The organism is Pseudochrobactrum algeriensis, assembly GCF_018436245.1.
In the GTDB taxonomy this organism is placed as follows: Bacteria; Pseudomonadota; Alphaproteobacteria; order Rhizobiales; family Rhizobiaceae; genus Pseudochrobactrum; species Pseudochrobactrum saccharolyticum.
The window spans coordinates 602839-616064 of sequence record NZ_CP075361.1 but is presented as its reverse complement, the minus strand read 5'-3'; the positions used below and the strand labels follow the sequence as shown (position 1 = coordinate 616064).

Annotated in this window: 10 protein-coding genes and 1 tRNA gene; 5 read left to right on the top strand and 6 right to left on the bottom strand. The window is 51.7% G+C overall.

Going from position 1 to position 13226, the window contains the following annotated elements:
* Entirely contained in the window at nt 1-855 is an 855-nt protein-coding gene (locus tag KHQ09_RS04845) for a TIGR02186 family protein (RefSeq protein WP_213596721.1), read from the top strand.
* Nucleotides 856-1063: 208 nt separating this feature from the next.
* Here KHQ09_RS04845 and pdeM read toward each other — a convergent pair whose 3' ends face one another.
* From pdeM to KHQ09_RS04830, 3 genes are all read right to left on the bottom strand, one after another.
* Entirely contained in the window at nt 1064-1774 is a 711-nt protein-coding gene (gene pdeM / locus KHQ09_RS04840) for a ligase-associated DNA damage response endonuclease PdeM (RefSeq protein WP_213596719.1), read from the bottom strand.
* Entirely contained in the window at nt 1771-4299 is a 2529-nt protein-coding gene (locus KHQ09_RS04835) for a ligase-associated DNA damage response DEXH box helicase (RefSeq protein ID WP_213596717.1), read from the bottom strand. The genes pdeM and KHQ09_RS04835 overlap by 4 nt, the downstream gene beginning before the upstream one ends.
* A gap of 105 nt (nt 4300-4404) precedes the next feature.
* Nucleotides 4405-5373 carry a methyltransferase gene (locus tag KHQ09_RS04830; RefSeq protein WP_213596715.1) on the bottom strand — a complete coding sequence of 323 codons (969 nt, stop codon included), beginning with the start codon at nt 5371-5373 and terminating at the stop codon, nt 4405-4407.
* 192 nt (nt 5374-5565) lie between these two features.
* Between KHQ09_RS04830 and KHQ09_RS04825 the strand changes: the two genes are divergently transcribed.
* Nucleotides 5566-6582, top strand: a complete 1017-nt coding sequence (locus KHQ09_RS04825; protein WP_213596713.1) for a ligase-associated DNA damage response exonuclease — start codon at nt 5566-5568, stop codon at nt 6580-6582.
* Nucleotides 6579-8213, top strand: coding sequence for a cisplatin damage response ATP-dependent DNA ligase (locus KHQ09_RS04820; protein ID WP_213596711.1), 1635 nt, complete (start codon nt 6579-6581; stop codon nt 8211-8213). Before KHQ09_RS04825 ends, KHQ09_RS04820 begins: the two co-directional genes overlap by 4 nt.
* Here the strand turns inward: KHQ09_RS04820 and KHQ09_RS04815 are convergent, their stop codons facing one another.
* The gene (locus KHQ09_RS04815) at nt 8214-9230 is read right to left on the bottom strand and encodes a hypothetical protein (protein ID WP_213596709.1); all 1017 of its coding nucleotides are present in this window, start codon (nt 9228-9230) and stop codon (nt 8214-8216) included.
* A 396-nt stretch (nt 9231-9626) separates the two neighbouring features.
* Here KHQ09_RS04815 and KHQ09_RS04810 point away from each other — a divergent pair, with 396 nt between their 5' ends.
* Both KHQ09_RS04810 and KHQ09_RS04805 read left to right on the top strand, forming a co-directional pair.
* Entirely contained in the window at nt 9627-10589 is a 963-nt protein-coding gene (locus tag KHQ09_RS04810; protein WP_213596707.1) for an NAD(P)H-dependent flavin oxidoreductase, read from the top strand.
* A gap of 224 nt (nt 10590-10813) precedes the next feature.
* Nucleotides 10814-10889, top strand: a tRNA-Thr gene (locus KHQ09_RS04805).
* Between the two features lie 189 nt (nt 10890-11078).
* Here the strand turns inward: KHQ09_RS04805 and KHQ09_RS04800 are convergent.
* Together KHQ09_RS04800 and KHQ09_RS04795 are read right to left on the bottom strand one after the other, a co-directional pair.
* Complete coding sequence (locus tag KHQ09_RS04800; RefSeq protein WP_238481564.1) at nt 11079-11618, bottom strand: DUF1801 domain-containing protein; 540 nt, start codon at nt 11616-11618, stop codon at nt 11079-11081.
* Between the two features lie 335 nt (nt 11619-11953).
* Complete coding sequence (locus KHQ09_RS04795; RefSeq protein WP_213596705.1) at nt 11954-13162, bottom strand: patatin-like phospholipase family protein; 1209 nt, start codon at nt 13160-13162, stop codon at nt 11954-11956.
* Between the last annotated feature and the right edge of the window lie 64 nt (nt 13163-13226).

Sequence of the window (13226 nt, the reverse complement as noted above, 5' to 3'; positions counted from 1 at the left end):
ATGAAACAGATCTTCCGCAAAAGTTTATTGGCAACCGTTTTGCTCACCGCACTGATACCGCTCCAGAGCGGTAATGCCGCGACACGGATAAAAGAGCGCGGACAGGAAATGGCTGCGGTCACAAACCTGCAAGATCCGCAGCAATTGCCGGAAACAATTGAGATCGGCCTCTCGACAGAAACGATTGCCATTGCATCCAATTTCAGCGGCACCAATCTGACAATTTTCGGTGCGCTGGATAATGCAGATCCGCTGATCCGCAGGCAAGGACGCTACGATATTATCGTGGTGCTGGAAGGCCCGCAGCGTAATCTCGTCGTGCGTGAAAAGTCACGCTATCTCGGCGTCTGGGTCAATGCGGATTCAGAAACATTCACATCTGTGCCGCTTTCCTATTCTCTGGCATCCACGCGACCGCTGCAGGATATTACCGATGAGAAAACCTATCGCCAGCTTTCGCTCGGCGTCAATTATTTCGCGCTGAACCCTGAATATGGCACGCTGACAGATCCGAATGCCATGCGCTTCGGGCAGGAGTTGCGCGATCTGAAATCCCGTCAGGGACTTTACAGCCAGAAAGTCGGTTCGGTCGAATTCGTTTCTCAGACCTTGTTCCGTGCAACACTGGCGCTTTCAACCAATGTGCCGGTCGGGCGACACAAAGCCCGTGCGCTGTTGTTTCGCCATGGCGTGTTTATCGGGGAAGCTAATACCCATCTCAATATTGTCAAAGCCGGTCTCGAGCAGCAGATTTTTGAGGCAGCGCATCAATATAGTCTTGCCTATGGTCTGTTTGCCGTTTTTCTCGCCGGTCTCACAGGCTGGCTCGGACAATTGCTGTTCCGTAAAGATTAGAGCATAATTCCTTAAACTTGGATCAGTTGAAGGTAAAATTATGCTCTAATTTTAAAGTGTTAGAGCGACCTTTGTGTGCCAAGTCTGGCACACGGCGCTCTAGAGCATTTCACAGTCAAGTTGGATCAACTTGACGGCAGTGATAATGCGACCAAATAAAGAATTTAGAGCGAGTGCTATGATCCAATCCGGATGCAAACCGCTCTAATTAATCTGGTCGCAAAAAACGCGGATGTACAGTGAATATCCGCGTTTCACTGCGCAAATGCACGTCAAAACCATTCACATCGAACAGCCCGCGAAATGCCTTATCCAACACATTAAGGCTACCCGTATAGGCACCAAATGCCGGCATGATCAGGCGGCGCCCATTATTGACAAAACAAGAGCGCCGCACACTGCGCCCCTGCCGGATAATCTTTGCTGCGGGGTGCAAATGACCGGACACCTCGCCGGGATTATCTCCCGCAAGCGGCTCGTGCCTGAAGATCAGACCGCCAAGCCTGAATTGCGCCATGGTCTCCCCTTCAAGCCCCGCCGGATGCACCGGATCGTGATTGCCTTCAATCCATAACCATTGGCGGCTTTTCATCATCTGGCGAAGCAAACCGGATGCTTCCTCCACCAGTCGCGATGCGCCCTGACAATCGTGAAAACTGTCTCCGAGACTGATGACACAAGATGGCTGATAATCATCAATGATGGTCTTGAGCAGCGATAGAGTGGCCAGCGTATCATAGGGCGGCAGCATCATGCCGCGCTTAGCAAAGAATGACCCTTTTTCCAGATGCAGATCAGACACCACCAGCGTCCGGTATGACGGCAGGTATAATGCCCCGCGTGGATCAAGATGGCACAGCGTATCATTGATGAGAATATCCGCGCCGCCCTGATGCGCCTGCTTAATCACACTTGTCAATTTTCCAGTGCCTCACGGGTCATGTCTTCCAGCAAATCATCATCTGTTCCGGCAACCCGCTCTTTGCCGATTTCCAGCATCACAGGCAATGCCAAAGGCGAAATATGCGGCAGGTTACGATGAACGATGTGATCGCGTACACGCTGCAACATTGTTCCGAGACGGGCAATGTCCAGCAGCCCCGCTGCGGCCTCTGCTCGTGTCGCCTGCAGTAAAATGTGGTCCGGCTCGTGGCTGCGCAACACATCATAGATCAGATCCGTGGAAATCGTCAGCTGCCTGCCGGTCTTTTCCTTACCCGGATGGCGCCGTTCAATCATACCGGAAATCAACGCACAATTGCGGAAAGTGCGCTTCAGCAGATAGCTTTCATCCAGCCATGCCTCCAGATCATCCCCGAGCATATCCTGATCGAACAACGCATCCAGCGATAATTCACCATCTTCCATCATCGCATTCAGATCACGTGCCGCCCACAGCCCCAGCGAATAATCCGTTGCCACAAATCCCAGCGGTCGTGCACCTGTCCGATCCAGCCGTCGCGTCAGCAACATCCCCAATGTCTGATGTGCCAGCCTGCCTTCAAACGGATAGCACACCATATAAAACCGGTTCTGGCGCGGAAAAGTCTCGACCAGCAATTCGTTCTGTGCCGGTAGCAGGGAGCGGTTACGCTGCAATTGCAGCCAGTCACGCACCTGATCCGGCAATTGCTGCCAGCTTTTGTCATCCGCCAGCATCGCACGGACTTCCGAGGCCAGATAGGTTGAGAGCGGAAATTTACCGCCCGCATAAACCGGCACTTTCGCATCCTCTCCGGAGGCCTGCGACACCAGACATTCATTGTCGCGGATACCTTCAAAACGCACAGTCTGACCTGCAAAAAAGAACGTATCGCCTTGTGTCAGCGTTTCGAGAAAATACTCTTCGATACGCCCTAATATCCGCCCGCCGCGCATGGGGCTGGCAGCACTTCCTGCAAGTTTCCGCCCCTTACGGATCATGCGGATAGTCAGTTCCGGTGCTTCAACAATCGTACCGATATTGAGGCGATATTGCTGGGCAACTTTACCATTACTGACACGCCAGCGCCCGTCCGGCATCGGGCGGATTTTTGCAAACCGCTCATAGACACGCAGCGCATAGCCACCGGTTGCCACAAAATCCAGCACATGATCAAACTGATGACGGGATAAATGCTGATAGGGTGCTGCCGAACATATTTCCGCGTAGAGCACATCCGCATGAAACGGTTCGGCACAGGCCATGCCGAGTATATGCTGCGCCAGCACATCCAGAGCCCCGTCGGCCAGAGGCGGCGTATCCTGCACCCCTTCCACATTGGCCACCAGCGCCGCATTGCATTCCAGCACTTCAAAACGGTTTGCAGGCACCAGAACCGCACGGCTTGGCTCATCCATACGGTGATTGGAGCGCCCGATACGCTGCGCCAGTCTGCTGGCACCTTTCGGCGCACCAATATGGATAACCAGATCGACATCACCCCAATCAATCCCCAGATCAAGGGTCGAGGTCGCCACAACTGCACGCAAAGCATTGCGGGACATTGCCTCCTCCACACGGCGACGCTGTGTGGCATCCAGCGAACCGTGATGCAGGCCGATCGGTAAGGTCAGCTCATTGATACGCCAGAGCTCCTGAAAAATCCGCTCGGCCTGCGATCTGGTATTCACGAAAATCAATGTCGTGCGGAATTGCCGGATCAGTTCATAGACATCGCCGAGTGCATAGCCGGCACTGTGACCGGCCCATGGTATCCGCTCACCGGATTGTAATATGCTGATCTCCGGCTTTGCGCCGCCCTGCACAGTAACCAGTCCGGCCAGTGCAGGAGTATCGCCCTGCGCAACCAGCCAGCGGCGCAGATCATTCGGCTCCGCCACTGTTGCCGACAGGCCGATTGTCTGCATCTGCGGTGCAAGATTGCGCAGCCGTGCCAGCCCCAGTGCCAGCAACTGCCCGCGTTTTGAAGTAACCAGCGCATGCAGCTCATCAAAAATTACAAAACGCAAATCCGTAAAGAAATCTGCCGCATCTTTGCCCGCCAGTAACAGAGCCAGTTGCTCCGGTGTGGTGAGCAATATATCCGGCGGCGCCAGTTTCTGCCGCTGCCTTTTATGGGCAGGCGTGTCCCCTGTGCGGGTTTCAATAGTTACCGGTAGTGCCATTTCCGCAACCGGCTTTGACAGATTGCGCTCAATGTCAACAGCCAGTGCTTTGAGCGGCGAGATATAAAGTGTGTGAATACCGGAACGGCGTGGCTGATTACGCGCACCACTCTGCGCGCGCAATGTCAGATCAGTCAGTGCAGGCAAAAAACCGGCCAGCGTTTTACCGGCTCCTGTGGGTGCAATCAGCAATGTGGACTGCCCCGCCAGACTGCGCTCCAGCAATTCACGCTGGTGCTGGCGCAGCTGCCAGCCCTTATCCGCAAACCACTGTGCAAAGACAGCGGGCAGAACATCTTGACCGGAAGATTTATCGGCAGCGGATATCGGTTTCACAGGGTGAATGTAGGGTGCATCCCGACAGGTGTGAAGTCCCGTTTGTGTTTAAAGCGTCACGGATTGATCTCTGTTCAGACAACAGAAAGCCGAAACCGTACCGGCTCAGCATTTTTGGGCAAGAAAGACATAGCCATCGAGATATTCTCCGCGATCAAGACGCAGAGCAATGCGCTGATAATCCAGCAATTCAAAACGACTGACTTGTAATAAATTTTCGATATAGCGGGCAGAATGGGTAAAACGTAAAGACGGTTGCAAAATCATATCATCACATGAACCGTCTGAACTCTGCGCTTCAGACCGGTCATGTGTTTCCACCGAGAAGGCAAACACCCCTCCTCTCCGTAAACATTCCGCGGCCAGAGCGAAAGCGCGCTCCAGCTGGCCGATATAGATAAACACATCGGCAGCAAGGATCATATCCGGTTGTGGCAGAGCCTCATCGACCAGATCCGCCTTGCGGCACTGGTTTACATCTGCCTTAATCAGCCTTGTATAAATCTGCTTCTCATCCGCCTTTTTCAGCATGGCTTCTGAGAGATCCGCACCGCTCAGCAAACCGCTGCGCTGATGGATTTCCTCTCCCATCAGACCGGTGCCGCAGCCCAGATCCAGCACATGCTGGTAGCTGCGCTCCGGAAAATGTCTGGTAATCAGTTCCGCCAGTTTTTGCGGCCCGCAATATTGCAGTTTATCGACCAGAGATTCCTCAAAATCCGGTGCATAGGCATCAAACAGTGCCTCAATATAGGCAGGCGGCGCCGCATCCGGTGTTTCGCCAAGACCGCATTGTGCCAGCTTCAGTCCCGCGCCAAAACGGTCTTCAGGATCAAGCTTCAGCAGCTGTCGCCAGAGAGCCACAGCTTCATCTGTTTCGCCCGCATTTTCATGCATTTCGCTGAGCATAAACAGGCCCGCAGGCCATTGCCGGAACTGGGATGTCAGATAATCAAGCGATTGGCGCATCAGGTCGGCTGCTGCGGAATGGTCTCCCGCCTCAGACATCATGACCGCATAATGAGCACGGCGATCCGCTATCAGATCACCGGAAGAGAAAAATGCCCGCGCCATTCTTACCGCATTTGTTGCAGAGCACGCGATATGCAGTGATGCGGGGCATTTGACAAGATATTTTTTGCAACCCGAACGGATTTCACACAGCCAAAGCGGGTTCAATTTTAGTGCTCACGGCAAACAGGCGGCCGCATCGATCCGCACCGGCTATGGTCTTGTTTAAAGCTGCATCCGGTCTATGTTATTTCCATGCGTCCCGAAGAACTGCTGCACCCTGCCCTCGAGGGGCTCTATTGTCCGGCCGGTGATTTCTATATCGATCCGGTGCGTCCGGTTGACCGCGCGCTGATTACCCATGGCCATGCCGATCATGCCCGTGCAGACAGTAATCATGTGCTGGCTACAAGCCAGACGCTGGATATTATGCGCATCCGGTTTGGCGAGCATTATGCGCGCACCAGTCAGATCGCTGATTACGGAAAACCGCTCAATATCAACGGCGTTACAGTCACCTTTTATCCGGCGGGTCATGTATTGGGTTCCGCGCAAATTGCAGTGGAATATCAAGGAACCAGAATTGTCGCCTCCGGCGATTATAAACGTGTTGCGGACAAAACCTGCGCACCGTTTGAACCCGTGGCCTGCGATGTCTTCATTACCGAGGCCACTTTCGGCCTGCCGGTTTTCCGGCATCCGCGACCAGCCGATGAAATTACCAAGCTGCTGCAATCCTTACAGCTTTTGCCCGAACGCAGCCATATTGTCGGTGCCTATGCGCTTGGCAAGGCACAGCGGGTCATCAGCCTGCTGCGTCAGGCCGGTTATGATGCCCCCATCTATCTGCATGGCGCCTTGGAGAAGCTTTGCCAATATTATCAATCTCAGGGTATTGCCCTCGGAGAGCTGCGCCCTGCCACTTCAGAAACAACACATCAAAAAGCAGATTTCGCGGGCAGCCTGATTATTGCCCCGCCCGCTGCAATGGCTGACCGCTGGTCAAGACGATTTCCTGATCCTGTCAGCTGTTATGCCTCCGGTTGGATGCGTATCCGCCAGAGAGCCAAACAATCCGGAATTGAACTGCCACTGATCCTTTCCGACCATTGCGACTGGGATGAGCTGACCGATACAATCACAGAACTCTCCCCTTCGCAGGTCTGGGTGACACACGGGCGCGAGGAAGCTCTGGTACGCTGGTGCATTCTCAACACCATCTCGGCGAAACCATTGCATCTCGTCGGCTATGAAGATGAGGCAGATATATGAAAGCCTTTGCCGCATTGCTCGACAGACTGGTGCTCACGCCGCGCCGCAATGAAAAGCTGCTATTGCTGACCGAGTATTTCCGCGTGCAACCTGATCCTGACCGCGGCTATGCACTGGCCGCGCTGGCAGGCACACTTGAGTTAAACAGTGTAAAACCCGCACTGTTGCGTGCACTAACCATGACACGCGTCGACAGTGAATTATTTGCCTATTCCTATGATTATGTCGGCGATCTCGCGGAGACGATTTCTCTGATCTGGCCTGCAGCCGATAATGTGCAGCCGGTCAATGACTTGTCCCTCGGCACTGTTATCACAACACTCCAGCAAACATCGCGCAATGCCGCGCCGCAACTGGTTGAGACTTTGCTGGATGCGCTTGATGTCTCTGAGCGATACGCTCTTTTGAAGCTCGTCACCGGCGGCTTAAGGATCGGTGTTTCCGCAAGGCTGGCAAAGCAGGCACTTGCGGATTTCGGTCAGGTTGAACTGAGCGAGATTGAGGAATTGTGGCACGGGCTGACCCCGCCTTATCTCAGCCTGTTCAGCTGGCTCGACGGCAGCAGCAGCAAACCGGAAAATGATAATCCGGCACCGTTTCGCCCCGTCATGCTTGCAACACCGCTGGATGAGGCTGAAACAGAGAAACTCACACCGGAGGATTTTGCTGCAGAATGGAAATGGGATGGTATCCGCGTACAGGCTGTCAGTGAAAACGGTGTCAAAAAGCTCTATTCCCGCAGCGGTGATGATATTACCCATGCCTTTCCGGATATTGTCTCAGCCATCCGTTTTGAAGGCGCTCTCGACGGAGAATTGCTGATCCGCCATGCAGACGGCAAAACAGAGCCCGCCTCTTTTAATGCCTTGCAGCAAAGGCTGAACCGTAAAACTGTCACTGCGCGTCAATTACAGGATTATCCTGCCTTCATCCGTGTCTATGATCTGCTGCATCGCGGCAACCGCCTCACCGGATCAGATTTGCGCAATCTGCCTTTTGCGCAAAGAAGGCAGCATCTGGAAGACTTTATCAAAGAGCTTGATCCGTCTTATTTTGATCTTTCTCCCCTGCTCACCTTTCAGACATTTGCCGAGCTGCGGCACCTGCGCAACCACCCGCCTCATGCCGTGATTGAAGGACTGATGCTCAAACGTGCGGACAGCGTTTACAGTGCAGGGCGACCAAAAGGCCCGTGGTATAAATGGAAACGCGATCCCTATATTATCGACGCGGTTCTCATTTACGCCCAGCGCGGTCACGGCAAGCGTTCAAGCTATTATTCGGATTTTACATTTGCAGTCTGGTCTGATGCCAGTGAACAGGCACAGTTACTCCCCGTCGGCAAAGCCTATTCCGGCTTTTCCGATGAGGAAATGAAACAGCTCGACCGTTTTGTACGGGAGAATACAACTCAGCGTTTCGGGCCTGTACGGGCTGTCAGGGCAGACCGGCAGCACGGGCTTGTTGTAGAGGTTGCCTTTGAAGGGCTTAACCGCTCCACACGCCATAAATCAGGACTGGCTATGCGCTTTCCGCGCATTTCCAGACTGCGCTGGGACAAACCACCTGCAGAGGCCGATATCATACAAAATCTGATGCAACTGCTGCCGGATGATCCTCCGGCAAATTGATTATTCTACGGTTTTAACCCGGATTGTATAAATATCGACGCTTTTGCCAGTGCCGTTAATATCACTGGTCAGAACAAGACGACCGGAACTGTTTGCCGACGATACTTCAGGAACCGGAAGATCAAACAGCAGACTGCTTTGCTGGTCTGTCACATCATAGCGCTTGCGTCCGCAATCGCCCAGAGAGCCCAGATCGCAGCTGACAGACATTTGCACGGTTCCGCCGTCGTCGCTGCGCACCATGACTTCAAATGTCGCCTGCTTGCCTTCAAGCTGATCCAGCACACCCTGACCAATGTCAAAACTGGCCGTATCTGTTGCAGTCGGCGATTTAATACGGACATAACGGGCATTACCGGAACCCCCGATTTCAGCGGTAGCTTTTCCCTGAACAGAAATACGATCAGGCTGTGCAGGAGTAAAAATTGTCACCCAGTCTTTGCTGTCAGCCTCATTACCCTGCATCGCAGGACCGGCATTGCCGGATTGCGAAAGCGGTGCGTTTCCTACCGGACCGATGGTAACAAAACTATTATAGAGCGACCAGCCGATCAAACCGGCAGTCACCAAAAATGCCAATGGCAGTGCCAGAGAGAAAATACGGGATTTTTTGCGTTTTTTAGGTTTTACAGGTTGGCTGAGCCCCTGTTCATAACCCAGATCAGGCTCGGTTTCCGCTTTGCTTTTACGCTTACGAGAGCCCTTACCCTCAGAGCGTACATCACTATGATCAAGATCAGGAACACCCAATCCGCCATCATATTGCGGCGCAGGAGCAAGCATTTCCTCATCAGAAACACGGTTCGCATTCGCGCGCATTTCCTGTTCGATATGGGAAATTGCGGCCTTCAGCCTCTCGCGCCGCTCAGCACGTTGCGGGTCTGAAAGCTGGGCATTCGCTGCCATAGCGCGTTCATGCGCGCTCCAGACGGATTCATAAATCCGCTGGCGCATAGCCGGATCAGACGAATCCGCTTTGGTCAAAGCGTTGCGTATTGCACTTTCGATGCCCTGCAAAATTGTCCCTTCCTACTACCGGCTTGATGCGCTGTTACTCTTATTGATGCACGAATAAGCAGACCAACGCATTAACTTATTTTTAAGTCTTATGAAATCCTAACTATCACGGGGATATAAAAAGATTATATACGATCTTAACATATTGTTCCACAAAGACTATTTGTGCAAAAAACCTCTATTTCCGAAATATGCCGCACCGACGCATCTTTAGTAAAATTGCCGACATGGCATAAACATGTTCATTCTGCATATTTCACAGTAAATATTACATATAAGTCAACCGCCAAGCTTCACTGAACCAAAATGATGCGGTTTTTATATTTTGCCTTTGACATCCTGCAATCCTTACCAGCAATATACCGTTTACGTTTACGTCAATTACGGGACTGCGACATGGCTCTACCGGATATTCTCAAAACCAATCTGCGCTTACCGGCAATCGGTGCGCCGCTTTTCATCATCGCCAATCCTGCACTGGTTATGGCGCAGTGCAAAAGCGGCATTGTCGGTGCTTTTCCGGCGCTGAATGCACGCACCGTCACACAGCTGGATGAGTGGCTGGCAGAGATTACCGAAGGACTTCAGCAATATAATCAGGAAAATCCTGACCGGCCCGCAGCCCCTTTTGCCGTCAACCAGATTGTGCACCGCTCCAATCTGCGTTTGCAGCAGGATCTGGAATTATGTGTCAAATATAAGGTTCCGGTTGTTATTTCCTCTCTCGGCGCAGTGCCTGAGGTTAATGCTGCAATTCACTCCTATGGCGGGATTGTTCTGCATGATGTTATCAATAACCGCCATGCCAATTCAGCCATCCGCAAAGGCGCGGACGGACTGATTGCTGTCGCCGCCGGTGCCGGTGGCCATGCGGGAACATTGTCGCCTTTTGCGCTGATTGCTGAAATCCGCGAATGGTTTGATGGTCCTGTTGCCCTGTCCGGCGCCATTTCCAGTGGCCGTGCCATTCTCGCAGCACAGGCAATGGGCGCAGATCTTTCTTATATCGGCTCGCCTTTTATTGCGACCAAAGAAGCCAATGCTGTTGATGCCTATAAGGACATGATCGTGCAATCCAGCGCGAAAGATATTGTCTATTCCAATTATTTTACCGGCATTCATGGAAACTATTTGCGCCCGTCCATTGAAGCCGCAGGAATGGATCCCGATCACTTACCGGAGGCTGATCCGAGCAAAATGGACTTCCATAAAGCCACCACCGGTGCAAAAGCCTGGAAAGATATCTGGGGTTGCGGTCAGGGGATCAGCGCAGTCAAAGAAGTCCTGCCCGCCGGAGAGTTGGTTGAACGCTGGATTGAGCAATATAAAAAGGCAAAATCCACGCTTTGCCAAGCTTAGCAAGATCGTAAGTTCGCTTCAAAAAACAGTACTATAGCTGAGATTTACTCCCTGACAGAATAAGCAAGGCTGTTCATTTTATCAGGGAGTTTTAAACTTCGAGAATGCCATAACGGAAACCGCTTCTTTTTGCTTTTGCGCCTTGCAATCAGAATGAGATTTCGCTATCACGCGCCCGAACAGATTGCATAAAATTATCGCATTCTGTGCGGGAGCATCTCCCTGCCGCTTTAGCTCAGTTGGTAGAGCACATCATTCGTAATGATGGGGTCACGTGTTCGAGTCACGTAAGCGGCACCATAAAATCAATGATTTATCTTAAATTTCAATATTCTAAAATTAAGCCAGCAATCAGAGATTATCCGTGATTGCTAGGGACACTATAATTCGCCTTGTAGCGTGAATTGGTGAAGCAGCAACACTGAGCAGTTGCAGCATCATTGTCCAGATAACAAGAATATATTCCTGCATTATTTTTGAGCGTGATACTTACATTTTCTCCCCAGGCAACTGACTGGCCTGCAGAACCCATTCGATGAATTGTTCTTCGTCCAAAGGTCTATTCTCATATACATCAAGATAGCGCACATCTTTTTGCCTGGAACTCCCGGGAGGCTCCGGCATCAACTGAGAACCACGAAAGAATGCTATTTTTACGTATTTTGTCAGACAATGAAAACCAAGAAACCAATCACCTCTTTGCATGCCGTAGAGAGGCGAGTTCCATTTTACGGCCTTCTCAACATTAGGAATGGCTTTGACAATCAGATCATCAATCTTTTGGCCAATTGTATTTTTCCACTCCGGCATTGCCGCAATGTAATCCTGAACTGGCTGATTACCATAACCTTTTGCGATTTGGGGATTTCCCCCCGACAAAAGAACCACTGCATCACGGCTTTCCTGCAACACATTGGTTGCATTACCACTTACAATCAGAGGCCTTTTTTTAGGCTTCGCCGATTTGATATCAGGATTATCTGGCATACTAGCACCTTTTTCACATTGAAGACGCACTTCAGCAACCATGTAAAGCCGTGAAAAGCTCTGTTCCTTGAGTTCTCATAAATCTTTAATCTCAAGTCGAGCTTTAAGGATCGGCCAAGCGTTGCATATATAAACGGCCTCCCATTTTAGGAGAGAAAAACCACGCTGCCAGCAATATTTTCAAAGATTAGTTACCGGTTAGATGTGCACACTGTAAGAGTAATCGGCAATCACGCTCATGGCAGAACTGTTCATCAATGATTTCAACACCCTGGAGTGAACGATGCCTCGCAACTGAGCGCGCGTGATACGACTGCTAGCTACCATTTTAGCTGCATAAAAATTGACAGACGTCCCGGCATGTCCCAAGCCGGGTTTTATCGAGTAAGCGGCAATTTATTAAAAACTGGTCGCTTGGCCCACAGGTGCTGCTTCATCATTTTGTCGTAACCAATATTATACACCTTGCGCATATAATTAACGCTTAGCGGGTTCAACATCGAATAAGGGACCTGCTGATCGATCGATGCGATATCTATCTCCATGCCAGTTCGTTCCCCGAAATTATACAGCGCGATAAGTCCCTGTTTCGTTTGCGACTTCAAAAGTATGCCGTAAGCCCGCCCAATAATCGGCAGAGCCCTCTCACGCGACATGGAGAATTCTGGAATGAGCGCGTTGTTTACGATCACGTATATATGCAGATTTTGACCTCTTGCATGATTGTTTTGAGTAACAAGCAAAGATTCCGGAAGGGTGAAAAACTGCGCCGAGCTGCCTCCATCTGAATGCAGCTCCTCTATCTGCTTTCCATCGACAACTGCTCTGATAGATACAGGCGGAAGAATACCCGGTACACTTGCCGATGCGATCAGTATTTGCCGAACCAGTGAAAGAGAATCCGGCCTGCGGCTGTCAGCAATCGCTCCGATGTTCCAGATGACAGCCCGCTGGGTATCGAGATTTGTCGTCATAACCAGGAGCCGCCGGCCTGCACGATGCTCGGCTGCGATACGGCGGAGTATTCCGGCGGTGATGTTCTGTTCAACATTTCTGCGTAGAGCCTGCCCCTTCAGGAGTCCCGCAGAGAAAAACCCGGCTCCCTTCCATTCGATATCAATGAGACCTCGTGTTTCTCCCGATAAATAAAGCTGTCGGAGCTCATCATCATACTCAGAACCTAGGAACGCAAAGGGCGCAATCAGTGCCCCTGTACTCACACCCGTTACCACCTCGAACCTCGGGCGGGTTCCAAGCTCACTCCATGCAGACAATATGCCCACAGTAAACGCTCCACCTGCACCGCCTCCGGAAATGGCAAGCATTGTGGGCTTGTCAGCCATGATAACCGGCTTCCAGGGATCATACACTGAGGCCGGAGGCCTAGGGTCATCTACATGCGCCCTGATATTCTCAAATCCAGCAATCTGAGCGCGACGAGCTTCAGATGCATTGTATGCCGCACGTTCTGGCGTTGCGCACCCGCTTGAAATTGCCACCACAACAATCAGGATACCGACGAGCGCGCCTCCAAGAGATGTCTTCGCGAAGTTTCGCTGTGTTTTCACTCGCACAGAGTGCTTCATCCATATAACTCCATGTGATTTCGGGGCGTGATCCGCTGCAAATCCGGGGAGTACCAGCTGTCAA